The organism is Paenibacillus anseongensis, from assembly GCF_009757995.1.
GTDB classification, from domain to species: Bacteria; Bacillota; Bacilli; order Paenibacillales; family NBRC-103111; genus Paenibacillus_E; species Paenibacillus_E chondroitinus.
In genome coordinates, this window is the sequence record NZ_WSEM01000012.1 from 386,388 (window position 1) to 409,765 (window position 23,378).

25 protein-coding genes and 1 riboswitch are annotated in these 23,378 nt (G+C 48.5%); of the genes, 5 read left to right on the forward strand and 20 right to left on the reverse strand.

What is annotated here, in order from left to right; all coding sequences use genetic code 11:
- Nucleotides 1–129: 129 nt before the first annotated feature.
- The gene (locus tag GON05_RS14250; protein WP_185157211.1) at nucleotides 130–1,386 is read left to right on the forward strand and encodes a putative bifunctional diguanylate cyclase/phosphodiesterase; all 1,257 of its coding nucleotides are present in this window, start codon (nucleotides 130–132) and stop codon (nucleotides 1,384–1,386) included.
- Here the strand turns inward: GON05_RS14250 and GON05_RS14255 are convergent.
- The 5 genes from GON05_RS14255 to zwf all read right to left on the reverse strand — a co-directional run bounded on the left by GON05_RS14255 (nucleotide 1,381) and on the right by zwf (nucleotide 6,757).
- On the reverse strand, nucleotides 1,381–2,172 hold the full coding sequence (locus GON05_RS14255; RefSeq protein WP_157319719.1) for a YheC/YheD family protein: 792 nt from the start codon (nucleotides 2,170–2,172) through the stop codon (nucleotides 1,381–1,383). The two genes, GON05_RS14250 and GON05_RS14255, sit on opposite strands and share 6 nt — an antisense overlap.
- Nucleotides 2,138–2,371 carry a hypothetical protein gene (locus GON05_RS14260; RefSeq protein WP_157319720.1) on the reverse strand — a complete coding sequence of 78 codons (234 nt, stop codon included), beginning with the start codon at nucleotides 2,369–2,371 and terminating at the stop codon, nucleotides 2,138–2,140. The genes GON05_RS14255 and GON05_RS14260 overlap by 35 nt, the downstream gene beginning before the upstream one ends.
- Before the next feature lie 24 nt (nucleotides 2,372–2,395).
- Nucleotides 2,396–3,979 (reverse strand): peptide chain release factor 3, encoded by a 1,584-nt coding sequence (locus tag GON05_RS14265; protein WP_157319721.1) that lies wholly within the window; start codon nucleotides 3,977–3,979, stop codon nucleotides 2,396–2,398.
- 67 nt (nucleotides 3,980–4,046) lie between these two features.
- Nucleotides 4,047–5,039: a metallophosphoesterase family protein gene (locus GON05_RS14270; protein ID WP_246239114.1), complete on the reverse strand. Its 993-nt coding sequence runs from the start codon at nucleotides 5,037–5,039 to the stop codon at nucleotides 4,047–4,049.
- A gap of 182 nt (nucleotides 5,040–5,221) precedes the next feature.
- Nucleotides 5,222–6,757 (reverse strand): glucose-6-phosphate dehydrogenase, encoded by a 1,536-nt coding sequence (zwf, locus tag GON05_RS14275; RefSeq protein WP_157319723.1) that lies wholly within the window; start codon nucleotides 6,755–6,757, stop codon nucleotides 5,222–5,224.
- Nucleotides 6,758–6,947: 190 nt separating this feature from the next.
- Here zwf and GON05_RS14280 point away from each other — a divergent pair, with 190 nt between their 5' ends.
- Nucleotides 6,948–7,319: a hypothetical protein gene (locus GON05_RS14280; protein WP_157319724.1), complete on the forward strand. Its 372-nt coding sequence runs from the start codon at nucleotides 6,948–6,950 to the stop codon at nucleotides 7,317–7,319.
- A 41-nt stretch (nucleotides 7,320–7,360) separates the two neighbouring features.
- Here the strand turns inward: GON05_RS14280 and GON05_RS14285 are convergent, their stop codons facing one another.
- Complete coding sequence (locus GON05_RS14285; protein ID WP_157319725.1) at nucleotides 7,361–7,807, reverse strand: GNAT family N-acetyltransferase; 447 nt, start codon at nucleotides 7,805–7,807, stop codon at nucleotides 7,361–7,363.
- A 144-nt stretch (nucleotides 7,808–7,951) separates the two neighbouring features.
- Here GON05_RS14285 and GON05_RS14290 point away from each other — a divergent pair, with 144 nt between their 5' ends.
- On the forward strand, nucleotides 7,952–8,647 hold the full coding sequence (locus GON05_RS14290; RefSeq protein ID WP_185157212.1) for a hypothetical protein: 696 nt from the start codon (nucleotides 7,952–7,954) through the stop codon (nucleotides 8,645–8,647).
- A gap of 68 nt (nucleotides 8,648–8,715) precedes the next feature.
- On the opposite strand, the gene lepB is transcribed toward GON05_RS14290, so the two are convergent.
- The 6 genes from lepB to GON05_RS14320 all read right to left on the reverse strand — a co-directional run bounded on the left by lepB (nucleotide 8,716) and on the right by GON05_RS14320 (nucleotide 12,856).
- Entirely contained in the window at nucleotides 8,716–9,264 is a 549-nt protein-coding gene (lepB, locus tag GON05_RS14295; protein WP_127453163.1) for a signal peptidase I, read from the reverse strand.
- A gap of 26 nt (nucleotides 9,265–9,290) precedes the next feature.
- Nucleotides 9,291–9,938 carry a response regulator gene (locus GON05_RS14300; RefSeq protein WP_127453164.1) on the reverse strand — a complete coding sequence of 216 codons (648 nt, stop codon included), beginning with the start codon at nucleotides 9,936–9,938 and terminating at the stop codon, nucleotides 9,291–9,293.
- A gap of 52 nt (nucleotides 9,939–9,990) precedes the next feature.
- Nucleotides 9,991–11,052: a sensor histidine kinase gene (locus GON05_RS14305; RefSeq protein WP_127453165.1), complete on the reverse strand. Its 1,062-nt coding sequence runs from the start codon at nucleotides 11,050–11,052 to the stop codon at nucleotides 9,991–9,993.
- Nucleotides 11,053–11,076: 24 nt separating this feature from the next.
- On the reverse strand, nucleotides 11,077–11,739 hold the full coding sequence (liaF, locus tag GON05_RS14310; protein WP_157319727.1) for a cell wall-active antibiotics response protein LiaF: 663 nt from the start codon (nucleotides 11,737–11,739) through the stop codon (nucleotides 11,077–11,079).
- 175 nt (nucleotides 11,740–11,914) lie between these two features.
- Nucleotides 11,915–12,529 (reverse strand): PspA/IM30 family protein, encoded by a 615-nt coding sequence (locus GON05_RS14315; RefSeq protein WP_157319728.1) that lies wholly within the window; start codon nucleotides 12,527–12,529, stop codon nucleotides 11,915–11,917.
- A 27-nt stretch (nucleotides 12,530–12,556) separates the two neighbouring features.
- The gene (locus tag GON05_RS14320) at nucleotides 12,557–12,856 is read right to left on the reverse strand and encodes a LiaF transmembrane domain-containing protein (protein WP_185157213.1); all 300 of its coding nucleotides are present in this window, start codon (nucleotides 12,854–12,856) and stop codon (nucleotides 12,557–12,559) included.
- A 168-nt stretch (nucleotides 12,857–13,024) separates the two neighbouring features.
- A riboswitch (cyclic di-AMP (ydaO/yuaA leader) is annotated at nucleotides 13,025–13,177 on the forward strand.
- Nucleotides 13,178–13,190: 13 nt separating this feature from the next.
- Here GON05_RS14320 and GON05_RS39745 point away from each other — a divergent pair.
- A complete protein-coding gene (locus GON05_RS39745) occupies nucleotides 13,191–13,988 on the forward strand; it encodes a stalk domain-containing protein (RefSeq protein ID WP_309491840.1) in 798 nt (265 codons plus the stop codon).
- Nucleotides 13,989–14,735: 747 nt separating this feature from the next.
- Here the strand turns inward: GON05_RS39745 and GON05_RS14330 are convergent.
- Nucleotides 14,736–15,929 (reverse strand): GNAT family N-acetyltransferase, encoded by a 1,194-nt coding sequence (locus GON05_RS14330; RefSeq protein ID WP_157319731.1) that lies wholly within the window; start codon nucleotides 15,927–15,929, stop codon nucleotides 14,736–14,738.
- A 177-nt stretch (nucleotides 15,930–16,106) separates the two neighbouring features.
- On the opposite strand from GON05_RS14330, the gene GON05_RS14335 reads away from it, so the two are divergent.
- On the forward strand, nucleotides 16,107–16,220 hold the full coding sequence (locus tag GON05_RS14335) for a sporulation protein YjcZ (protein ID WP_127453175.1): 114 nt from the start codon (nucleotides 16,107–16,109) through the stop codon (nucleotides 16,218–16,220).
- A 91-nt stretch (nucleotides 16,221–16,311) separates the two neighbouring features.
- Here GON05_RS14335 and GON05_RS14340 read toward each other — a convergent pair whose 3' ends face one another.
- From GON05_RS14340 to GON05_RS14370, 7 genes are all read right to left on the reverse strand, one after another.
- Nucleotides 16,312–17,580, reverse strand: coding sequence for a molybdopterin molybdotransferase MoeA (locus GON05_RS14340; RefSeq protein WP_181646402.1), 1,269 nt, complete (start codon nucleotides 17,578–17,580; stop codon nucleotides 16,312–16,314).
- Nucleotides 17,581–17,602: 22 nt separating this feature from the next.
- Entirely contained in the window at nucleotides 17,603–18,607 is a 1,005-nt protein-coding gene (gene moaA, locus GON05_RS14345; RefSeq protein ID WP_127453177.1) for a GTP 3',8-cyclase MoaA, read from the reverse strand.
- Nucleotides 18,608–18,662: 55 nt separating this feature from the next.
- Nucleotides 18,663–19,277: a molybdenum cofactor guanylyltransferase gene (mobA, locus tag GON05_RS14350; protein WP_157319732.1), complete on the reverse strand. Its 615-nt coding sequence runs from the start codon at nucleotides 19,275–19,277 to the stop codon at nucleotides 18,663–18,665.
- On the reverse strand, nucleotides 19,274–19,918 hold the full coding sequence (locus tag GON05_RS14355; RefSeq protein WP_157319733.1) for an MOSC domain-containing protein: 645 nt from the start codon (nucleotides 19,916–19,918) through the stop codon (nucleotides 19,274–19,276). The genes mobA and GON05_RS14355 overlap by 4 nt, the downstream gene beginning before the upstream one ends.
- Nucleotides 19,919–20,010: 92 nt before the next feature.
- The gene (locus tag GON05_RS14360) at nucleotides 20,011–21,330 is read right to left on the reverse strand and encodes a molybdopterin-dependent oxidoreductase (protein ID WP_157319734.1); all 1,320 of its coding nucleotides are present in this window, start codon (nucleotides 21,328–21,330) and stop codon (nucleotides 20,011–20,013) included.
- A 164-nt stretch (nucleotides 21,331–21,494) separates the two neighbouring features.
- Entirely contained in the window at nucleotides 21,495–22,529 is a 1,035-nt protein-coding gene (locus GON05_RS14365) for an ATP-binding protein (protein ID WP_157319735.1), read from the reverse strand.
- A gap of 32 nt (nucleotides 22,530–22,561) precedes the next feature.
- Nucleotides 22,562–23,284 (reverse strand): response regulator transcription factor, encoded by a 723-nt coding sequence (locus tag GON05_RS14370; protein WP_157319736.1) that lies wholly within the window; start codon nucleotides 23,282–23,284, stop codon nucleotides 22,562–22,564.
- Nucleotides 23,285–23,378 lie beyond the last annotated feature (94 nt).

Genomic DNA, 23,378 nt, shown 5'->3' on the forward strand with positions numbered 1-23,378 from the left:
GATTAAGGTTACATGGACAACTATGATGTGGGAAGAGTGATCACAATGAATGTAGCCCAGCGCCTTCTTCACTTGGCCTCATCAACTCGGCGGAGTACGAAAAAAGTGACTCGAAGTCACCTTTTAATTTTGATTAAAAAAGCGGTAAAACGCCATAGCAGAGCTACACGCGATGCACAAATTCAAACTATTCTTACCTTGGATATTGACCGGTTTCGACATATCAATTTCTCACTCGGCTACGCGTCCGGTGATCTTCTGTTAGCCGAAGTCGCTCATCGACTGCGCTCCCTTCCTAATTGCAGTCTTGCCATGCGATCCGGGGATGATGAATTTGCGCTGGTTATACACGCACACCATCAGGAACAGTTGTCCCAAAGTCTTTTGCAGGTACAGCAGCTTTTTGAACAGTCGTTTATGATTCAGGAACATGAATGTTACATTAACGTTAGTATGGGCATGAGTGCCGTGGAGTTAACGCCAGCAACGGCTGAACAAGCGTTGAAGCAGGCTGATCAAGCACTTCTGGCCGCCAAACACACCGGCAAAAATAAGCTTGTCACCTACCATTCCATGCTTTCACCTCAACAGACGAGCTCCATGGAGATGGAAACCGAGCTGCGCAAGGCTATTTTAGAAAACCAGCTCATCTTATACTACCAACCACGCCTTGAACTCTCTACTGGCAAAATTAGTTGTCTGGAAGCTTTGGTGCGATGGAACCATCCCAAGCTCGGCATGATTCCGCCTAACGAGTTCATTCCGCTGGCAGAAGAGAGCGGTTTGATTCTGCCTCTTGGCGAATGGGTGCTCCGCGAGGCTTGCCTCCAGAAGATGAGATGGCTCGATGCCGGTATTTTAGGCTATCAGGTAGCTGTTAATATTTCGCCATGCCAGTTCCAGGATGAGAACTTTTCGGATAAAGCCATTCGTATCATTGAACAAACCGGCATTGATCCTGCTTATCTGGAGTTCGAAATTACGGAAAGCTCGATTATGCAAAACATGGAAAACACGATAGCGGTGTTAGAGAAGCTCTGCAACAAAGGAATCTCTATCTCCATCGATGATTTCGGAATCGGCTACTCCTCACTGAATTATCTGAAGCATTTTCCTATTCACTGTTTGAAAATTGACAGGTCCTTCGTTAAAAATATACATAGCAACAAAGATGATCTAGCGATTACCAACGCCATTATTCACCTTGGTCACGCCCTTAACGTGCAAGTGGTAGCTGAAGGTGTAGAAGAAGTGAGCCAGCTTGAAATATTGCGAGAAACCACCTGCACGACCATCCAAGGTTATCTCTTAAGTCCGCCGGTTTCCGTTCACGAAATTGAACAAAGCTTTCATCGATATGACAACAGACCGGTTATGATCTCATAACCGGCCGTATGCTTTGGCGTACCTCCGCATTTTCGCAAATATACGCTTATCCCGCAGTCTGCGGAAAATGTAAGGATCTGGACTCGTATTGACCTCAAGAATCCATGGATGCAGGTCTTTGTCCAGAGCGACATCAACGCCGATTTCCTTCACTCCCCGGTATTTCGTATTAATCGCTTTAGCGACGCGTTTCCCAAGCACATGCAGCTTCTTGACGTAGTCATCTCGCTCACCCGCAGGCAAGTAGCTCTGCAAAAGTGTTTCCACCGGCTTCAGCGTTCCCCCATTATGAAAATTCGTTACGATTTTACTCGGATGGGCCACTCTGCCAATTACGCCGGTTGTTTCCCAATCGCGCAAAGGTGTTTGCTGCACCATAATTCTGAGGTCGAAGCGGTTCCCTTTATATTTCAACAGGTGAATCCCTTTCTGAACCAGATAAGGTGCTTTTCCCGTCTTCTTCTTGATGGAGGCATACATATCTTCAAATGTTTTAAATCTTTTCAAATGAACCCCAAGCTGATACGAATAGGGCATGATTTCTCCCTCGCCGTCTGACATTTCCACACGAATTACGCCATTTCCGAACATACCTACATTGGGCTTAATATAAACCATTTTATGCTGAACCAGCATTTGTTTCAGTGTCTCTGCTGTCATCCATTTCGTCGTTGGCACATAGTCCCTTAGCACTGCTGTGGCCTCTACCGCCCTAGTTTTGCCAATCTTGCTCATGACATATCTGGGGTATCTAACCTTCGTCCGTTTCTTTAAAATTTTTCTCATGTCTTTCCTCCTGCTTCAGTCTATAGAAGTCGGCCAGTGATTGCGCCGTTGCCTGCCAGCTGAATTGCTTGACTGCGTCGTCCGCGCTTGCTTCGCTATGCGCGCCCTGGATTCGTAACCCGTACTTATTGTATGAAGCAAACCGTCCATCGGCAACCAAAAAAGAAGAGACCGCACACCAGATTTTACTCTGGCGCACGGCCTCTTCGGATTATTTAGAGTCTTATGGAGCACTCGTTAAAAACTTCGCATTCGGGTTCTTTTCCATGGAGGATCTTAGTGCATATTCGCTCTCGAACAGCCCGACGTAATTCCCTTTTTTATCTTTCACCAGCTGCGAATTAATACGGAACTTGCCCGGATCGATTTTATCATCGATAATCCAGCGAGCGAACTGATAGTTCTGACGCTGCAGCAGAATATCTACACCATATTCCGATCTCATCCGGTGCTCAAGCACCTCGAACTGCAATTGGCCGACGACGCCGAGAATCATATCCTCAAAACCGATCGTCGTGAAGACTTGAATCATACCTTCTTCCGTCAACTGATCGATACCCTTGAGGAACTGCTTTTGCTTCAGTGCATTTTTGATCGAAACTTTGCTGAAAAGCTCCGGCGAGAACGTTGGAAGCTCGTCGAAAACAATGGCTTCCCCTTCGCTCAAGGAATCTCCAATCCGGAAAATGCCCGGATCGAACAAACCAATGATATCGCCTGGGAATGCCTGTTCCACGATATCGCGGTCTTGCGCCAGAAACTGCTGAGGTTGAGCCAGCTTAATATCTTTGCCCATACGGACATGCTTCACCGACATGCCGCGCTCGAATTTGCCGGACACAATGCGCAGGAACGCAACGCGGTCGCGGTGAGCCGGGTTCATATTCGCTTGAATTTTGAAAACGTAGCCTGAGAACTTTTCTTTGGTCGGCTCGATTACACCTACGGTGCTGTTACGCGGCTCTGGCTTTGGTGCCAGCTGCAGGAAGTTCTCCAGGAACGTCTGCACACCGAAATTGTTCACGGCACTTCCGAAGAATACAGGCGTAAGCTCGCCCTTCAACACTTTTTCCATATCAAAAGGATCACCCGCTACGTCCAGAAGTTCAATGTCATTGCGCAGCTGTTGATGTAAGAATTCACCTGCAATTTGACGAACTAGCGGATCTTCCACGCCATCGACCTTGCGAACTTCAATATCTTTGTGATCCTCGCCATTGTATAGCTCCAGCTGCGACTTACCGCGATCGTAGACGCCACAGAACTGTTTGCCTGACCCAATCGGCCAGTTCATCGGGTAGGATCGAATGCCGAGCACTTCCTCCAGCTCTTCGAGAAGCTCGAATGGATCGCGGCCTTCGCGGTCCAATTTGTTAATAAACGTAAAGATCGGAATACCGCGCATCCGGCAAACCTGGAATAATTTCTTGGTCTGTGTCTCGACCCCTTTGGCCACGTCAATCAACATCACGGCGCTATCCGCAGCCGTCAGTGTCCGGTACGTATCCTCACTGAAGTCTTGGTGACCAGGTGTATCCAGAATGTTAACCCGGTGCCCTTCATAGTCGAATTGCATCACACTGGATGTAACGGAAATTCCACGTTGCTTTTCAATTTCCATCCAGTCCGACGTTGCATGCTTGCTGGCTTTGCGCCCTTTGACCGTTCCGGCTAAGCGAATCGCGCCTCCGAATAACAGCAGTTTCTCGGTCAGTGTTGTTTTCCCCGCATCCGGGTGAGAAATAATCGCGAACGTGCGCCGCTTAGCGACTTCCGTTTCGAGAAGCTTTGTGAGTTGCGTAGTCATTTGTTAGTTTAATTCCCTTCTTCTTTTACATGGATACTGCTAGATGCTTCTAGGTGCTGCTTATTGATTAAGCTTGGGCTTTCTGCAAATCAATACTCCAGTTCGCCTCATCAAGGAACGTACGGTTGCTGAACTCTCTTCCACGTACGACGACCTTATCGGCAAATACTTGGACATAAATACCCTGAGCTTTATTCTTAGCTTCCTGTTGATACGCACGGTTCAGCGTTCTGCCGACCGAGGCATTGTGGAAATAATGGAATGTTTCCTGCACATAATGTGGAGTCCCATTCTGGAAATCTTGATGACGGTGTCCACAGAAGACGAACACATTCTTATAGGGCTTCAGCGTTTCGCGGAATTGGATTGCGCGGATTAATTGGTGAGATCCCCCATCTGTCCCATTTGGCGGCAGCGGTTGATGTGTCATAACGAACAAAGGTCTGCCTGGTTGGTACAGGGCTTTAACCCGCTCCTTGAACCAGGTCAACTGCTCATCGGAATACCATGCGCCTTCACCGACTTCCGGCTTCTCCTGGACATAGGCTTCTTGGGAAAGCAGCAGAATGGAGTGACCTTTCGTTGTAAAATCATTATAAAGCGTTTTGTAGCCAAAAAACTTTTTGAATTGCTCCCGGCTGACTTCATCGCTCTTGCCGTTCGGAACGGCCGCTTGATCCCAGCTATTCGCTTTATTGATCCAAATTGTGTAATAGTCGTGGTTCCCCATGTTCGCATGAACGGGAGGAAGTTTATACTCACTTACAATGGTACGCAGCTCCTTATAATCTCGTTCCGTTCCTGTATCGGTTAAATCGCCTGTTAACATAATGGCGTCAACGGGACCGTCGAAATGTGTAATGTCATCGAGCGCTTGCCTCAATTTCTTCACGGTTTGCGGATCACCTACGGTGACATGAAGATCGCTTAATATAAAATAGGACATTAGCGGACCTGTCGGCAACGGTTCGGCCGAAGGCTGCGCCACAGCTTGAGCGGGCTCAGGTGAAGCAGATGATACGACTGGCTGATCTTCCGCCATAAACCTTTTTTTTACCATTTGACTAAAAAAAGCACTTATTCCAACCAATGCAGCCCCGATTGCAAGCAGCCATCTTATAAAAGCTCTTCGTGACATAAACGCACCCCAAGTATAATAGTAAGGATTTACCCCGTAAGATCTATTATACCATAAAAAATCCAATAGGCGTCAGTCGCCTATTGGATGTTATGCATACTTACTTAAGTTAAAACCGTTGTTTTTTGAACGGTTTCCCAATCGACTTCGCCTTCATTTTGACCGTTGATCGGCCACCACTTAAAGCCGTCATCCGTCAGCAGTCTAGTCGCCTCTTCAGGTCCCCAAGATCCAGCCGGATATTCTTTCAGATCATCCGTTTTCTCGTTCCATGCCGCAGCAATGCGGTCTACATAAGACCAAGCCAGCGCCACTTCATCCCAACGCGTGAAGTACGTAGAATCTCCACGGGCTGCATCATACAGCAGACGCTCATACGCTTCCGGCGTATTAATTCCGATTTGGCAGCTTTGGCAGAAGTCCATAGCAACCGGAACGATGACGCCTTCCGATCCTGGCTGCTTGGCATTCATTTTCAAGTAAATGCCTTCCATCGGATTCACGCGGAAAACAAGCAGATTCGGTTCCATGTCATGCTTTTTAGCCAAATAAACGTTGTTCGGAATGTTTTTGAATTCAACAACAACCTCGGTTGTTTTGACCGGCAGCCTTTTCCCTGTCCGGATGTAGAACGGCACCCCAGCCCAGCGGAAGTTATCGACATGAACACGCGCAGCGAAATATGTTTCCGTCGTCGACTGCGGGTTCACGGAATCTTCCTCACGGTAAGCCGGTAACGTTTTGCCTTTGCTGGAACCGCTGGAATATTGGCCGCGAACGACGTTCGTCCGAACATCATCGCCATCTTCGAATAGGCGCAAGGAACGCAGAACCTTAACCTTCTCATCGCGAATATCTTCCGGATGCAGGCGGCTAGGCGGCTCCATTGCCATCATCATCAACATTTGCAGCATATGGTTCTGGCCCATATCGCGCAAAGCGCCCGAGTGGTCGTAATATCCGCCACGCTCTTCAACACCAACTGTTTCGCTTAATGTAATTTGAATATTTGCTATGTATTTATTGTTCCATAGCGGCTCAAAGAAGGCGTTCGCGAAACGCACAAACTCAATGTTTTGAACCATTTCTTTACCCAGATAGTGGTCAATGCGGTAAATGTCCTTCTCCTCAAACACTTGACGGAGTTGACCGTTCAAACGCTCAGCCGAAGGCAGATCGTAGCCGAATGGTTTCTCAATCACAAGACGGTGCCAGCCTTTGGTTTTGAGCAAACCGCCTTCGCTTAGATTGTAGGACACATTGCCGAAAAGCTCCGGCGCCAAAGCCAGGTAGAACAAGCGGTTCCCGCCCGTTTGATATTGCTCATCCAGTCTTGTGGACAAAACATTTAACTCGTGGAAGCCGGCCACATTGTTAATGTCCAAAGACATGTACTCGAAACGGCTTGCGAAGCGAGTCCATTCTTCATCATCCGTAATTTTGTAACGGGCAAATTCTTGGATCGAATGCTTCACGTCATCACGGAATTGTTCACTCGTCCGAGGTCTGCGAGCAAGACCGACAACAGCGAAATTTTCTCCTAATTTCCCTTCGCGATACAAGCTATAAAAAGCTGGAAATAGTTTTCTTTTCGCCAAATCGCCGGTTGCCCCGAAAATATAAAATACAGCTCCACTCATATATGCATCATTCTTTCTCTATTAGGATTAGTTAATATGCTTAGCATACCTAAAATTGTCAAGCTATTCAACTTTTCTGAGAACTTTCCCTATAACAATTTCTTATAGTGATCTAGACATTCGTCTATACCGAAATGGGGCCTTCCGAATAGGCTACAGTACATACAAATACGGAGGTGCCAAGAGTCTTATGCAGCCCATTCATCCGATCACCGAAAAAGCTTGCAAAAGCCTGTGCGGAAAATCAGTTCTGCTTTATCTTAATGATGGTTCCCAAATCTTTGGAGTTTTAAGCCGCTTGGAGAAAAATACGCTCATTCTTAATGAAGAGGCTCGCCCAACGCTTAATTCAACCACATCCAAGAAGAAACGTAAAACCACTGCCAAAGCGAAATCTGTCCAGCCAAAAAATGAAAACTCAGCTCCAAACAGCCCAGAGCCGCAACTCGAACAGTTAAACTTTTTCGGAATGCCGCTTTTTGGCGGTCCAGCTCCCGGCCCGAACGGCCCAGAAGCCATCGATATTCCGATCGATCGGGTTGCTGCTATGTTCAGCGAATGAAAAAAAGGCTGCCGATGACTCGCTCATCAGCAGCCCTAGTATTACCGAACAAGCTTCTTTTTCATTCGAAAGCAGCTTAGCTCAGGGAGATATTCTTCAATCTCATATCCTTTGCTGGAGTAAAAGCCAATGGCATTGGGATTGCTGTCATCGACGAAAAGCTCTGCAGTTCGGCAGCGCTCACTTTTCCCATACTCCTCAGCCATCTTCATAAGCTCTTTCCCAAGTCCCTTCCCCTGCTCTCGAGGATCGACGGCCAGCATATCGACGAACAGCACGTTCGATTTACGAATAACCGAAATGAACCCATAGGGCTGTTTATATCCTTTAGCTGCCACAAACGTTTTGTTGTGGTTCAGCCGCTTGCGAATTTCTGAAAAAGTAACTGAAACGCCTGATTGATACTGTCTGGAAAAAGGCACTAACTGTTCAACAATCAAACGATGAATCGCCCGATCGTCGTTAGCAGCTAACCGTTTGCGAATCACGCTGCATCGCCTCCACAAGAAGCAATAATGCTATCTTATGTTGTTCCTGGCAGAAATGACTCAGCTAGTTGCTCATCTTCCATCTGACAAGTCCCAATTTACCCCAATACCTACGAATGATATACTAGACTTATGTGAAAAGGGGTGATTGAAATGATTTATGCCTATCCTCCGATAACAGCAGTAAATAGCTACCAAACCCATAAGGATTATTATCGGGTTAGCGGAATCCGCGGCATCGCAGGCGGTAAATCTACCACGGTTCGCGAGCAGCTTAATTTGCCTTACGAGGGATCACCGTATCAAAAAATCGCGAGAGCTGCAGCCAAAAACGTAGCTGGATTCGTTCAAACTGCCCAGAATGCCAAACTCTCCGCACAATCCTTGGTCCAAGCAAGACCGGGCGACAACAATCGTGAAACCATCCTAGAGCCTATCCGTGAATTTGTAGATACATATAATGAACTTCAGACGTCCTTACGAGAGTCGCCAGCGTACATGAATCGTTCCCTTCTTGCCGGGCTAGAACAAGCCGCTAAGCCGTATTCGCTCAAAGAAATCGGCATCAACAAGCTTAATGATGGAAGCCTCGAGTTTCAGGAACAGGAGCTTCAAGATCAGGTCAACGGCCTGACCGGCTCCTTTCGAAAAAATCTCGACAACCTGACCAGCTTCGCTTCTACCTTGGCGAACAACCTTGGACAGCTGCAGCAAGTTCCCTCTGAAGCGTTGTTTCAAATGTCCCATTCTGACCTAAAACCTTACGGGCAATACCGTTCCAAACTCCAAGCCTACTTGCCGGTACCGATGAGAGGCCTGCTGCTAGATACACAGATGTGATATGAAAAAAAGCGACCCTCTGGAATGAGCTCATGCATCCGCATGCTCACCCAGAGGGTCGCTTTTTATTAGAAGAGCTTCTTGCCTAAGACATGATCGAGTGGAACATATCCAATGACTCGGCTATCCATACTGTTATTTCGGTTATCTCCCATCACGAATACGTGATCTTCCGGAACCGTCCACTCCTTGTTCCCGTTTGCTCTCATCGCCTCATTCAAATAAGGCTCTTCGAGCAATTGGCCGTTCCGGTACAATTTATCGTCTTTCATCTCTAAATGATCGCCAGGCTTCCCAATCACACGTTTGATCCACACGTGTTTGTCATCGCCTTTTGTAAATAAGCTAAGCAGAGGGCTGTCCAGCAGGTCGTTCTTGAACGTCCGCTTCAAATCAACTCTAGAATCAATAATGACGATGTCTTCATAATTAGGTTCGTAATTGAATGTATGAGAAAGCTTTGATACATACACACGTTGACTGTCATGCAGCGTCGGGTCCATAGAATGACCCATTACTTTGGTCGATTGGAACACAAAAACGCCAAGAAATACGACTAAAACAAAAGAAATGGCAATGGAACCAAACCAGCTCCACAATTGCTTGAGAAAATTCATCCTTATCGCTCCCTTGTCCCATGTTGCTACTCAGCCAAGCCGTGCTTAAAAGCATAGATGGCAGCTTGTGTTCGATCCTCCACACCAAGCTTGGCGAGTACGTTCGTGACGTGAAATTTCACAGTTTTCACACCGATAAACAAATCATCCGCCAGCTCCTGGTTCGACTTCCCTTTGGCGATCAGCCGCAGGACTTCCATTTCCCGATCCGTCAGCTCTTCATGCGGTTCCGCTGCCGCCTTAGGCTGTCTGAAACGGTTCATAATCTTAGAGGCAACCTGGGATTCTAGAATGGATTGCCCTTTGGCCGCGGCTCGAATCGCTTGAGCAATCTCGGAAGCACGAGACGTTTTGAGCAAATAACTGAAGGCTCCAGCTTCAATCACTGGATACATTTTCTCATCATCCAAGAAGCTAGTCAACACAATGACTTTACACTCCGGGTACAGCTGCAGCAGCTTCCGGGTCGTTTCGATTCCGTCCATACCTTCCATGACCAAATCCATCAGCACGACATCCGGTCGATATTCCTGGGCCAACCGTATGCCATCTTGCCCGTTGCTGGCTTCTCCGACCACTTCAATGCCATCTTCCGTTCCCAGAACAGCGGCAAGCCCGATCCTCACCATTTCATGATCATCGACAAGCAAGACTTTAATCAATGTATCGTCCATTTGCTTCTCCTCTCGTCAGCAGAACTATTTTCCACTACCATCAATCAAACCGCTATACACTTTCCACTGCATCTGTAGCTAGAATCGGCACTCGAATTTCGATACGCGTCCCCCGATCAGGAGCTGTAATAATGTCAACAGAGCCGCCAATTTCGTTAACCCGCTCCTTCATAGATACGATGCCGTAGGAGGTAAGCTTCTTCGCATCCAGTTCAAAACCAACACCATCATCACGGATTGCCAGACGAACGCCGTCAGCGCGGTGCAGCAGCTTAACTTCGAGCTTATTCGCTTTGGAATGACGTAATGCATTCGAAAGAGCTTCCTGTACGATCCGGAACAGGTGATCCTCAATGCCTTTATTTAAACGAATTTCTTCGTCCATATCCCACGTAATCGCCATCGGCACCTTGGCCGCCAGCTCTTTGAGAAGCTCAACAAGCCCTTCGGACAATCGTTTTCCTTCCAAATGGATAGGCCGCAAATGAAGCAGCAGCGCCCTCATCTCCGATTGCGCAACGGAAGCCATTTCCTCAATCAGATGAATCTGTCGTTTGGCTTTCTCGAAATCCTTGTCCAAAGTCCGGCCAACAGCCGTTGCGGTCATCGAAATCGCGAACAATTGCTGGCTTACCGCATCGTGCAGCTCCCGCGCTAATCGCTGCCGTTCTTCAATAACAGCCGACAATTTCGCTTTCTCTGCAAGCTCGGCATTATTGTTAGATAGTCGTTGCAGGGAAGTAACCTGCTCCTCCCAACGTTTCATAATGCGACCGAGCTGCTCGCCGAGACGCCCGATCTCATCTTCGCCATTCTGGAAGCCTTCACGGGCGAAGGTCCCTTTTTCAAGCAAAATCATCGTCTCCATCAGCGGCTCAAGCCGGCGTGTAATCCGTGAGCTGTTCCAGTAACCATACCCTGCGCCAATGCCTCCGATAATCACGATGGCCATGAAAACGAATTTCACACCTTCTTGCCAGCTCGTAAATGGTGTGATTAGGTTGTTTGAGTTCATAAAATAGATGATAGCGCCAAATACAAAAAAACTAAAAATAATCGATTCAGCCATACTGCGCCATATCATATTCGTTAATCTGCGTTTATAGCCGTCCAATATGCGCTGAACCTCCTCTAGACGTTACATCACTTTAATTTTAATATCTCCTACAATATACGAAAGCACAAGTTTCACGCGGTGGTCGCAGCTCTCATAATTGGACGATTGCCAATGTAATTTGTTCATTACCCCTGACTCACGCTCACTTGCGACCTGAATTTGGCCAAATGTAACGGATGCTCCTACTGAGACGCCAATATCATCTGGTACCTTTATATCTACATCGCCTATCACACCTTGCAGAATAAGCGTTGTTTCCTTTTGCTCTAGTATGGCAAGCGAGAGATCGATATACGTCTCCCCGATAATGTACCACGTTGAACTATTGCGCATAATCCAAGGCTCACGCCCCAAGCGAACGCTGTCCATCAGCTTCTGCTTCTGAATATAGGTATCATCTTTATGCACTTGCTTGGACCGTATGAAAAAGAATCCTAATGAAATCAAAACGATCGATAAAACAATCGTAATATGATCACCAAACAGAATCACAGCCCCCACGCCGATGAGCACAAAGCCTTTGCGCTCTTTGCGGGAACGGACCCGATGAATGCCCAGCAAGACGAGGATTATCGCAAGGATGGGGAAAAAGCCTATCGTATGATCCAGAAGCAAAAATAGACCGGCGCCAATCAGCACTAGGGCTGTATTCCGGTTGCGGTTGTTTTTGGTTTCTTCGCCCATCGCTGCACCTCCTCTGGCTGCCGATTAATTCGTTCATATAGATTCCTAGCATACCATAAGAATGGACAGCCTCCAAGATGCAAATCCTTGCCCAGCAAGGCTCTAGCATGAGGAATGGAGGCCGGAATCCGGCTGCGCCGCCTACTGTGCGCGGCGCAGTACAATCACGCGAGGCTTATTTCTTGTCGCGCCAATTCTGCTGCAGCTTGCGCAGCTCCTGCTGGAGGTTGTTGCCAGCCTCCTTCAGCGTCTCTTTCGACACGCGCCCCGCCACGCGCAAGCCTTGCAGCGCTTCCCGGCCGAGCTCGCGGCCGGTCGCTTCCAGCTCGCGCAATGTTTCGCGAGCTTCTTCCTTGGACAGCCCGCTTCGCGGCTGTCCCGTTCCTGCTGCGCGGCCGGCACGCAGCGCCGCCAGCTCGTCTGCGAGCGCCAGGCAGACGTCCTGGCTGCTCGCGTATTGCGCGCGGTACTGCGCGCAAGCAGCTTCCAAGCGCAGCTTCTCTTGCAGCGCCATGCGCGCCAGCTCTTCGTCGCCTGCGCGCATGGCCAGCTCGGCCTGCTCGGCGCGCAGCTGCGCCATCTCCTGCGCGTCGACGCTTTGCTTGCGCAGCTCAATCGTACGCTGCAGCGCTTCCTCGTAGCGCTCCTCCAGCTCGGCGATGCCGCGCGATGCTCCGGCGTGTCCAGCGTGGCTGGAGTGGCCGCCTCCCCGTTCATGCAGGTCCAGCTTACTTGCTGCCTCCTGCCAGGCCATATCGGCCATTTTACCAATTCGATCAAATACGCTCATGATCCACACCCCCTATGTTCCTGTTGATTAAAGTCTGAACTCCGCCGAATCATTTTGTTTTTTTAGCAAGCGATAGCCGTAATACATCAACCACACTGCAAACACGATCGCTAGAAATCCAGATAATTTTGTAATTAATATCAAAGCGCCAATACCAAAAATCAGCCATCCCATCTTCTTGCCATGAGTTATCCCCACATAACCAAGCCCCACCATCGCCACAGGAACCAGCAGTCCCATGACATGAAAATGCATGCCAATTTGATGCATACAAATGAGAAAGCCTACTGCTATCAGAATGAGCGCCCAACTTTTTGATCGATTCATGCTCACTATTGCACCGCCCTTCGCGTAATCTTCATGCTACTATCGTAGCCGAAATGGATTCACGTCAAAACGGACTCCCGACTGTTTTTGTACCTAGACCTAAGTCCAGTATGGTCTAAGACCTCTAACCATATTTTGGGCGTTGTTTCCATTATTCTATCAATGATAGAATATTTGAAGCCGAGTCCGGTGCACAGACAAAGTGCCGGTACGGGGGACGATTTACATGGGGTGAATATTTGCTCTGTACGCAGAGCAGACTAGGGAGAACCTTCTTCCCGAACCCGTCAACTAACCTCGGAGGCTCATTTTGAAGGAGGATTACCAATTGAATATGTTTACAAAAGGGTTAGCGTGCCTTGCTGTGTCCGCCACAGTTTTGGCAGGAGGCTTTCTTTCCCCATTTCCGGGACATGCTTATGCAGCAGCCGCGAGTATGGACGTGAAAGTGCAAGTCAACGATGACCTGGTTCAATTTCCGGATGCCCAGCCTTATTTGGATGACAACCACGCTACACAAGTACCGATCCGTTTCGTAACAGAGAAACTGGGTTATGATGTACAATGGCAAAAGGAAGGCGACGCAATTAAAGTCACACTGAACAATGACAAGCATTCTATTTCCTTGGTGTCAGGTCAAAAAGAGGCCGAAATCGATAGCACTCCTGTCGAGATGGACACACACGCTGAGTTCCAAAATGGACGTGTCTACGTGCCGCTTCGGTTCTTAAGCAATGCTTCCGACATTCCCGTTCAGTGGGATGCAAGCAGCAACTTAGCGATTTTAAGTAAAGACGGCAATCATCACGCACCTGATTATGAGCTATTTGAGTCAACAGCTTACTCCGCTGATCCTTCTGAAAATGGAGGCTTTGGAGCATTGGACTATATGGGGAATCCATTAGGAATCGGAACCGTCGCTGTAGATCCATCGGTTATTCCACTTGGATCTAAGCTCTATATAGAAGGTTATGATTTCAACGGCCTGCCAAAAGGCGGCATGTATGCTTATGCAACGGATACCGGTGGTTCCATCAAAGGCAAACGCGTTGATATTTACATTCCAGGCTCCCAGCAGTCCTTACGCAAATTCGGCTTCCAAACTGTAAAAGTGTACAAACTAAACCCGTGATGATCACGGGTTTTTTAATTTTGATGAACGTACTGAAGGCCTCGCGTGAACTGTGATGCTATTCCGGGCAAGTCAGGAATCTATGGATCTATTCGGTTGAATCGCCTCTAAGGAACTGTAGTCCGCTATTATTGCGGAAAAACGCGCATTTCTCTTTCGCGACGAAACTACAGGCTCTTATTTGTCCTCAAAATGGTGCAATTTTCAGGACATCAGTAATCGGCAAAATAACGAAACTGTAGTTCCCCTCGGGTAGCCGAAAAGGTGTTTTCCCCTGAAATAAGGCCCCACAGTTCCCTGAAATAGCGCCCCATCTCCCTTTCAGGTCGTGGGGAGCTTGCAAGTGCAGTGAGAGAGCCGTGCGAGTGCAGCCCGGAAAACTCTCAGCGGAACTACAGTCCGCTATTTGTTTGAAAAGCTCGCTTCCGATCCAGCGAGGGGAACTGGAGTCCTCTATTTCCTCGTTTTCGGCTGAAAAGCGAGGAAACATGGGGAAATAGGACCCCATAGTTCCCCTAAGCCAGCCGAGAAGGCGGTTTTCCCTGAAATAGCGCCCCACAGTTCCCTTTCAGCTGGTGGGGAGTGTACAAGTGCCGTGTAAGAGCCGTGCGGGGGCAACCCGATTCAGGCCGGGAGACGTGCGAGTGCAACCCGGAATCCTTCAGCGGAACTACAGTCCTCTATCTCCTCATTTCTCCACAGATAGCGCACTAACAAAAAACGGCCCCGGAACACCGGGACCGAATCCTAAAAGAAATCCGCCAAATACGTCGTACGCTGCGGAATAGCCGCTTCCAACCGAGTCACAAGCTCCTGCGAGCCTTGAAGCCGCTCGATTTTGGCCATAAAGCCCGCCTTTTGATAACTCATAAATAAGGCAGTCAACGTTTGAATACTACAGCTCAGTATACGCTCATCCGCTGGTTGCTCACCCTCAGCTAACTTGATGACCTCCGCTTTTTCCCCACCACTGCCTGTGAATTGCAATTGGAAAACGCCATCGTTCCAGTCCGCATGCGGATCAGAAATCCGCAAATAGATCGGCTCAACCTCCTTGCGCGGTTCAAACCGATACTGCTTCAAGAAAGCTTCCACATCGATAATACGCGCCGAAAAATACGTGATTTTCTCCTGCTTGAACTTAGGATCATGTACCAGGAAAGGAAGCTGATCATCCGCTGGCGCTTTAACCTCCACCCTCGAGATCATGGAATCATGATCGGCTATGAACTTCCATAACCCGCGTCTCGTTTCTTCATCCAGAAACACCATCTCATGTATCGTCGCCGTATACTCTTTTACTTGATAAAAGACGTACCCCGTCCGTTCACCCTTGGCATTTACATAGAGGGCTACCGTACCTTTTTTGTTTTTAAAATATCGGTTGTTCCACCAACTTGCGTCCCGCTCCATCATTCCATTGAATTGCTGGGCATACTTCTCATAAATAGGATTCAAAAGCTCCCATTCCCTCGTCACACGAACGATTGAACTGCCTTCGGGAGCATGGAATTTCGGAAGTTTATCCGAAGGAATTTCATATTTCAGGTAGTCAATATACGTCTCCCAGCCATACTTCCGATAAAATTCGAACTTAAACGGAGATAGAAAGGAGACGGTCTGCCCTTGCTCTTTCATCACCTTGAGCGCCTGAAGCAGCAGCTTCGCGACCATCCCGTTGCGCCTGTACTCCGGCCATGTTGCTACTCCCGCAATACCGCCCATGGCAAAACGCTGACCATTCAGCCACGTATGAAATTGGTTAATTTGAAGCTTAGCAGCTAGTTTCCCCTGAACAAAATAGCCCCAAATTTGCTTTGGATCTGTCCAACTGCTGCGATCATCCTGCTCTTCTGCGCTCAGCTCATATTGAAAAGCAAACTGGGATAATGCAAGACTTTCCGGCAATTCCTGTTGTTCCAATGTTCGAATTTCACTCATTATGTATCACCTCATGTACAAGTATACTGGAAAATCATTGACAATACCTATGCCTAATTAGGCGCTCTCCATTTAGAAATCAGGGCATACGTCCAATCAACGAATGTCTCTACGTCATATGATGTTGATGTATAGTGATTCAACCCACTTAAATACTTAAGAACCGGAGGGGATACTATGTCATATGCAGCTGGTTGTGGTACTGGGTACGGATCTGGATACGGATCTGTAGGTGTCGTTCTTGTCCTTTATGTTCTGCTTGTTATCATCTTGGCTACTTTCGCAATCTAATTTTGCTTTCATTCTAACCTGACAATTCCTTGTAAAAAGACCTGCCTACACCAACTTCTTTGACAGAGGTGAGTGATCGGCAGGTCTTTTTTTATTTGATCGGATAGATAAGAACACGTTCGCCCCTCGCAAAACCTGAGCCTCCGGCAGGCAGTTGAATCAAACAATCCGCATCTTTAATGGAAACCATGATGCTGGACTTATCAATGCCGGAAGGCTTAACCCGCAAACAACCATTCTCCACATGTGTTGTCCCTCGGACATAACGCGGGAATGCCGAGCCTTTGTCGTAATCCACATCCAAATAAGCTGTCATGGCTTCCGGGCAAGGCGATGGAGAGCCTGACATCGCTTTAATCAGCGGCTTGGCAAATAGCTCAAAGCCTACAAACGATGCGCCCGGATTACCGGAGAGCGAGAGCAGCAGCCTATTCTCCCAAAAAGCTGCGCTCGTCGGCGTGCCTGGTCGCATCGCCACTTTATTAAACAGGAGCTTGCCCGCAAACCTTCCAAACAAATCCACCAGAACATCATAGTCACCAACAGAGACACCACCGGAAGTGATGACAAGGTCAACCTTGGCTAATGTCTCCAGCAGTGCGATTTCCACCTCTTCTACATTGTCCGACAGCGCCTGCATGATCACCGCTTCTCCGCCCGCTGCTTCGACTTGCGCAGCAAGCATGTAGCTGTTGCTGTTCCGAATTCGCCCAGGCTGCAGCGCTTCCTCAACATTCAATAACTCTGAGCCTGTTGAAAAAATCGCTACTCTCGGTTTGCGGAAAACCGTCACGTAGGAATAACCAAATGTCGCTAATATCGCCGCTTCACCAGGCCCGATTTGTGATCCTTGCGGAAGCAATAACTCCTGCGCAACTATTTCCCCGGCAATAGGAGTTATGTTGCTGCCCATGGGTACATTTTTCTTTATGCAGACCTGAGTCGAGCTTACCCCCGCATCCAGCAAGGGAAGCGCATCCGTCATTTCCAGCATCACCACGCAATCCGCTCCATCTGGAACAGGCGCTCCCGTCATGATCCTGGATGCAGATCCTGAATACACGGTAAGCTCAGGAACCGTTCCGCTTGGAATATGCTCAATGACTCGCAAAATAGCAGGATTGTCTGGCGATGCCTCTTCAATATCCGCAGCGCAAACCGCGTAACCATCCACGCCGGATCTGCGAAAATGAGGCACGGGATGATCGGCATAAATATCCCCGGCTAATCGCCTGTTGAACGCAGCGGACAACGGTACAATTTCCGTTTCGGTAAGTTTGACATATTCGGAAAGCACGCTTCGAGCTTCTTCCACCGAAATGACTTTGCGCCCGAATTTAAGCTTCACATCGCTATTCACTAACGTCCGTTCCTCCTATGGGCTAACCGCCAATTTGCGACATCCGGCGAAGTGTTGGTGTATGAGACTGGCTTTCATTCAGCAGTGCCTGCGCCATCTCATGATTTTGCGGCTTGATGTCCAAAGCACGGAAGAAAAGGTCTTCCATTGCCGAATCATTCCCAATATAAGTTCGAACATTGAATTCATCTGACCAATACAAGCATGGCTTCACATTACCATCTGCCGTAATTCGCAGGCGATTACAGGTCTCGCAGAAGTGGTCGCTGATCGGATGAATGAGCCCGAATGAACCTTGTGCACCTTCGATCCGGAAGTTTTGAGCAGGCCCGTTCCCATACACGGCGTCCGAGGCTATCGCATTCCAACCTTTTTCCTTGCAACGATCCAATACGGTTGACAAGGGCAAATACCGGCTTTTCCAAGCCTCATCCTGATGCCCGATCGGCATATATTCTATGAACCGAACTTGAATCGGACGATCCATCGTCATTTGTAAAAAGTCTTCAATTTCGTCATCATTCATGCCCTTCATAAGGACAACATTCAACTTGATCGGGGTAATGCCCACACGATAAGCTTCTTCAATGCTGGCCAGAACACGGTTAATATCGCCACCTCGGGTGATGAGTGAGAACCGGTCTGCTTTCAAGGAATCCAGGCTTATATTCACACGGGTTAATCCTGCTGCGCGAAGCTTTTCAGCTCTTGAAGCAAAATAAATCCCATTCGTTGTCAACGCAATATCTTCAATCCCGGGTATTTGGGAGAGCATGCCAATCAGTTGTTCCAGGTTTTTACGCACAAGCGGTTCTCCGCCGGTTAATCTCAGCTTTCGGACTCCCAGTCCAGCCAGCACGCGAACAACCTCGGTGATTTCCTCGAATGTTAACAGCTTGTCATCCGGTTCAAATTCCATTCCTTCTTCGGGCATACAATAAACACAACGAAGATTACAGCGATCCGTAACGGATATTCGCAAGTAATCGTGCATGCGTCCAAAACGATCCATCAACAGCTTCGGCATGAAGTTCACCTTCTCTCCAGTCCATTATGACACATTTTTCTACTAAAACCTACACTCATGATAGATTCTCTAACATAAACTTGTATTCATCCGGTGTATTCACATTCGTTACAAACTTTGACGGCAGATTTAACTTTTCAAAAAAAGCATTCTCCACAGGCAACCAGTCGATATGATCCAACAATCCCATCAATCGATATTGCTCCTGCTTTAATAGCACCTCAGCCTCAGATCCAACTAATCTGGAGTATATCCCATGGAGCGGATGCACCTTGCCATCTATGACCGGAATAACTGCATCAACATTGGCTTCTTGGCACAATTGTCTCATAGCTTCTGCGGCTTCGGATGAAATGAACGGCATATCACAACCGACAATCCACATGAATTCTTCAGTTACGGCTTGCGCAGCTGCATGAATTCCGCTTAGAGGCCCTTTTTGAACATATATATCTGACACCCATTGTACATTCATAGGAATAGAATTAGTTGCTAGAAGTAACTGGAACGCCTCGGGTTCATTCGATACGACAATCGTCTGGTTGCAGATACGGGACATTTCCGTAAGCTGACGAAGAAGCAAGGGCTGATCTTGAACAGGAAGCAGCGCCTTGCTTCTTCCCCCCATGCGGCGATTGAGCCCTCCGGCCAAAATAACACCTGTCATCATAATTCGAGTTCCGCCAACCGTTTCGTGAAGGATTTCTTCCAGCTTTCTGACAGAGCTTCCGTTTGTACGAGACGTTGAGCTCCATCCTTGCTCATTTTATCGTGATACTTGATTTGATTCGCATAGGCCAGCGTAACGCCGTCAGCATCTTTGGCGACAAGCTTCACTTGTGAACTTCTCGAGAGAAACCCTTCTTGCAAAACTCTGAAATAGAAACCGGTAAATCCTGTTTCTTGCATTTGCAGAGGAGTTTTAGCCCACTCCAGACGTTTGCCTACTTTAAAACAAGGCTGGCGCGGCTGCGAGACCTGAACAATCACTTCGTCAATAGCATAAATGTCACCAATGCAAACGTCCGTCTCCAGAAAACCGCGCACCGTTAAATTTTCACCAAAAGCACCCGCTTCCAGCTTGCGGCCAAGCACTTCCTCCCAGTAAGCATAATGCTCCTCGGGGTAAACACACAGTGCTTTATCAACGCCGCCGTGCACCGTTAAATCGGCTTGCCCGTCCCCGTCCAATTGGGTTTTGGACACATACAAAGATGAGCTGACCGGGGACTTGTATATGCCCGTGACCAGCTCTTTGCCTTGATATTCAACAATTTGTGGTTTGCCCACATTCACCGATACGATTTCCAACGTTACTCCTCATTTCCAAGCAGGGTCTTTGACATAACTATATCAAAAACCACCTAGAAAGTCAGTTTCAGTTTCTTGCCATTTCATTCCCATTACGCATTGTTAGATCGATCTACCCAAGCATCATTATCGTAGCCTCTAACTTCCCAATACCCCATGTGCTCCTTCTCAATAAGCTCAATCGCTTGGAGCCATTTGACAGATTTATACGCATACATCTGCGGAACGATCAGCCGGACGGGACCTCCTAATTTTTGTGGAATCGGCTTGCCATCCAGCATCACAGCAACCATAATGTCGTCACCTTCAGCTTGTTCCAACGAAAGGGCATCGGTATACACCTTGTCACCGGAATAAAATTTCACAAATTTCGCCTTGGACTGCACACCCGCTGCTGCTAAAAACTGCTTAAGCGGTATGCCTTCCCACGTACAATTATAAATGGACCAGCCGGTCACACAATGGAAGTTGCTAACCTGTACCGTTCGTTTCAACTTCAGAAACTCTTCCCAGTTCCAAACAGCAGGTTTATCGACTAGACCGGAAATCGCGAATTGCCAATTCTCCGAGGAAAAAGCCGGAATTTCCGTCACCGTATAAATACGGAAATTCCCTTGCGCTCCTCCGCCGACCACAGCGGCGGAGTCCGGCAGCGGCGCAGGCGGCGGCAGCATGCTGTTGCCGTCGCCTGCGACATACTCGGCGGTCGACGAACCGCCGGTGTCGAAAGCGCCTTTTATCCAGCGATAAAAGGCGGGGCCGACCGCGATCACAAGCACCAGTCCTGCGGCAAGCCGCAGGAACGAGGCGCGTGTGATCGGCGACGCCTTCAGCGCGGCGATAACCGCCTGCGCTGCTGAGCGCTCCGCCGTGGCGTCAGACGCCGCCACGGGAGGCACTGCCGCCGGCTGCGCAGCCGGCGGCTTAACGGCAGCGGCGGCTTGATCCAGCCGCTGCTGGCGCTTCAGCCATCTGCTGCGCGAGATGGCGTGGTACACGGCATACGGCACTCCGACCCAGGTCAGCAGGTCATGGATGAGGAGTGCCGCATTGTTTAAAGCCGGTGGCAGGTGACGGAACTGCCACAGGACCACCCCGGACGCTGCCCAGCCGACCAGCAGCGCCAGCACGAAGACCAGATTCGCGCGTTGATTGCGACGCGTGCGAATCTGCCGCCAATGTTTGCGAATCATTGGCGCGTATAAGATCATCAGCAAAATAGAAGCGACACCCAAATAAATGTGAAGCTGCTTCAACGACACTCGGACAATCCCCAAATCTCCGCGAATCGCCCCTATGCTAAGCACAATGCCCGTTATGGTCAGCAGCAGGAGAATCCAGGCATTCCAGCTATGTATAGCATTAAGACGCTTGCCAAAGGATTGCTTTAACCAACCTCTTTTCGACTCCATACGCCCACATCCTATTCAACCAATAGTTTATACCTCTAATCATAACGTACAAATCTTAAAAAAAGCTTACAACTCGCTAAAATTACAAAGTACGCTCGATCCTCAGAACTGCCCTGGCCGCTAGTCGCCTAAAATACCACCTTCTCCATCTGCTGGGGGACCTACTAACCCATTTCAGCCGAGGCGCCCTTTTCAATAGGAATCGTAAACCAAAACGTGCTACCACTCCCCTCATCCTTCCCCACTCGGCTATCCACACCGATTGTTCCGCCATGCAGCTGGACGATGGACTTAGCAATCGCCAAGCCAAGTCCGGCGCCCCCGCTAGCACGCGTTCGTGATGGGTCCGACCGATAAAACCGATCGAAAATTTTGTCCGCATCTCTTTCCTCGATTCCCTCGCCTTGATCTTGAATCAGCAGCTTTAGATAAGAGGTCGGCAGCTGTTCAACTTTAATTGTAATGCTGCCGCCAACAGGGGAGTGACGTATGGCATTGCCCAAAATGTTCGCTAGAACCCGCTTCATTTCCTGAGGCATAATGGTCACAGGCGGCAAGTAATCCGGCATGTCTACAACGACTTGCAATTGCTTATCTTCCAGTTGAAAAGCCAAGCTTTGCAAGCCATCCACCAGGAGCTGATCGATGTGATACGGCTCTGGAACGAAGTCAGTTCCGCCTGCATCAAGCTGCGAAAGTTTGAATAATTCCTGGATCAATCCGTCTAATCGTCCCGTTTCCAAACGGATGGTTCGGAGATAACGCTCGAAGGTCGCTTTATCCTGAATGACATCGTCTTCCAATGCTTCTACGAAAGCCTTAATTGAAGACATTGGCGTTCGCAGATCATGTGACACATTCGCCACAAGCTCCTTGCGAGAAATCTCGGCTGTTCGCAATTTGCCGAAACTTTCTTTCAGTTTCCCGCTCATACGGTTGAACTGCTCCGCTAATCTTTGAAATTCAGCCGGCCCGATGTGAGGCACCACGCCTTCAAAATGGCCTTCTGAAATGCGCGTCGTTTCCTGAGTAATGGCATGAATAGCTTTTTCCAAAGGGCGTGTCATGATGTAATGAATGCCCATCGATACGACAGCCGCACCTAAGGTAACGGTCGACAGAATCACAACATCCTTCCAATGAAGCAGCATAAAATGATAGCAAATAAGAAGTGTAAGCAAGATGATCCCTGTACTCACTCCGCTTGCAATGAGCAAATATAATCGAAGCTTCAGGATGGCTCCCTCCCTTCGAATTTATAACCGATGCCCCACACCGTTTTGATAAAACGCGGCTCAGAAGGATTAGGCTCCAGTTTCTCTCTTAAACGGCGGATATGAACAGTTACGGTCGTTGTATCCCCGTAATAATCAATATCCCACACTTTACTCAGCAATTGGTTTCGCGAAAAAACTTGATCCGGATGGGCTGCGAACAAATGCAGCAGCTCAAATTCCTTCACAGTCAACTCGACATCTTTGTCGAGGACGCGAACACTGCGATGCAGCACATTGACTTCGAGTCCAGGGTATCTCAATATATGGGCAGGTAATGCTGCCTCTGCATTCACCACAGTCTCGATCGGAGCGCGCTGCATCCTACGCAAAATCCCTTTCACTCGCAGCACAAGCTCTCGCGGGGAAAAGGGCTTCGTCAAGTAGTCGTCAGCACCCATCGTGAGTCCCATCAACCGATCCATTTCGTCTCCCAACGCCGTCAGCATGATGATGGGAACGTCCCGCTCATTGCGAATTTCTTCGCAAACCTGCCAACCGTTTTTACCGGGCATCATCAGATCCAGTACGATCAACTGCGGATTGTGCTGCCGCCATTGCCTGATCGCCTCCTCCCCGTTCATCGCTGAAATGACCTGATAGCCTTCCCTCTCCAAATAAACAGTACAAACATCTATAATATTTGGTTCATCATCCACAACAAGAACTAATGTTCCCATACAGACATACCTCCTCAAGCTAGTATAATTATACCTCATACTTTTAAAAGGAAACTTACAGATGTCTTACAAAACAATAAAAAACCCAGCATCC

Bases quoted from the DNA above. Each gene is read 5' to 3' on its own strand.
- GON05_RS14300 (WP_127453164.1), bottom strand. From the start codon at position 9,938: ATGGACGATACATTGATTAAAGTCTTGCTTGTCGATGATCATGAAATG.
- GON05_RS39745 (WP_309491840.1), top strand. From the start codon at position 13,191: ATGTTTACAAAAGGGTTAGCGTGCCTTGCTGTGTCCGCCACAGTTTTG.
- liaF (WP_157319727.1), bottom strand. From the start codon at position 11,739: ATGGGCGAAGAAACCAAAAACAACCGCAACCGGAATACAGCCCTAGTG.
- lepB (WP_127453163.1), bottom strand. From the start codon at position 9,264: ATGAATTTTCTCAAGCAATTGTGGAGCTGGTTTGGTTCCATTGCCATT.
- mobA (WP_157319732.1), bottom strand. From the start codon at position 19,277: ATGATGACAGGTGTTATTTTGGCCGGAGGGCTCAATCGCCGCATGGGG.
- GON05_RS14335 (WP_127453175.1), top strand. From the start codon at position 16,107: ATGTCATATGCAGCTGGTTGTGGTACTGGGTACGGATCTGGATACGGA.
- GON05_RS14265 (WP_157319721.1), bottom strand. From the start codon at position 3,979: ATGACTACGCAACTCACAAAGCTTCTCGAAACGGAAGTCGCTAAGCGG.
- zwf (WP_157319723.1), bottom strand. From the start codon at position 6,757: ATGAGTGGAGCTGTATTTTATATTTTCGGGGCAACCGGCGATTTGGCG.
- GON05_RS14320 (WP_185157213.1), bottom strand. From the start codon at position 12,856: ATGAATCGATCAAAAAGTTGGGCGCTCATTCTGATAGCAGTAGGCTTT.
- GON05_RS14280 (WP_157319724.1), top strand. From the start codon at position 6,948: ATGCAGCCCATTCATCCGATCACCGAAAAAGCTTGCAAAAGCCTGTGC.
- GON05_RS14315 (WP_157319728.1), bottom strand. From the start codon at position 12,529: ATGAGCGTATTTGATCGAATTGGTAAAATGGCCGATATGGCCTGGCAG.
- GON05_RS14360 (WP_157319734.1), bottom strand. From the start codon at position 21,330: ATGGAGTCGAAAAGAGGTTGGTTAAAGCAATCCTTTGGCAAGCGTCTT.
- GON05_RS14370 (WP_157319736.1), bottom strand. From the start codon at position 23,284: ATGGGAACATTAGTTCTTGTTGTGGATGATGAACCAAATATTATAGAT.
- GON05_RS14270 (WP_246239114.1), bottom strand. From the start codon at position 5,039: ATGGTAAAAAAAAGGTTTATGGCGGAAGATCAGCCAGTCGTATCATCT.
- GON05_RS14330 (WP_157319731.1), bottom strand. From the start codon at position 15,929: ATGAGTGAAATTCGAACATTGGAACAACAGGAATTGCCGGAAAGTCTT.
- GON05_RS14255 (WP_157319719.1), bottom strand. From the start codon at position 2,172: ATGAGAAAAATTTTAAAGAAACGGACGAAGGTTAGATACCCCAGATAT.
- moaA (WP_127453177.1), bottom strand. From the start codon at position 18,607: ATGCCGAAGCTGTTGATGGATCGTTTTGGACGCATGCACGATTACTTG.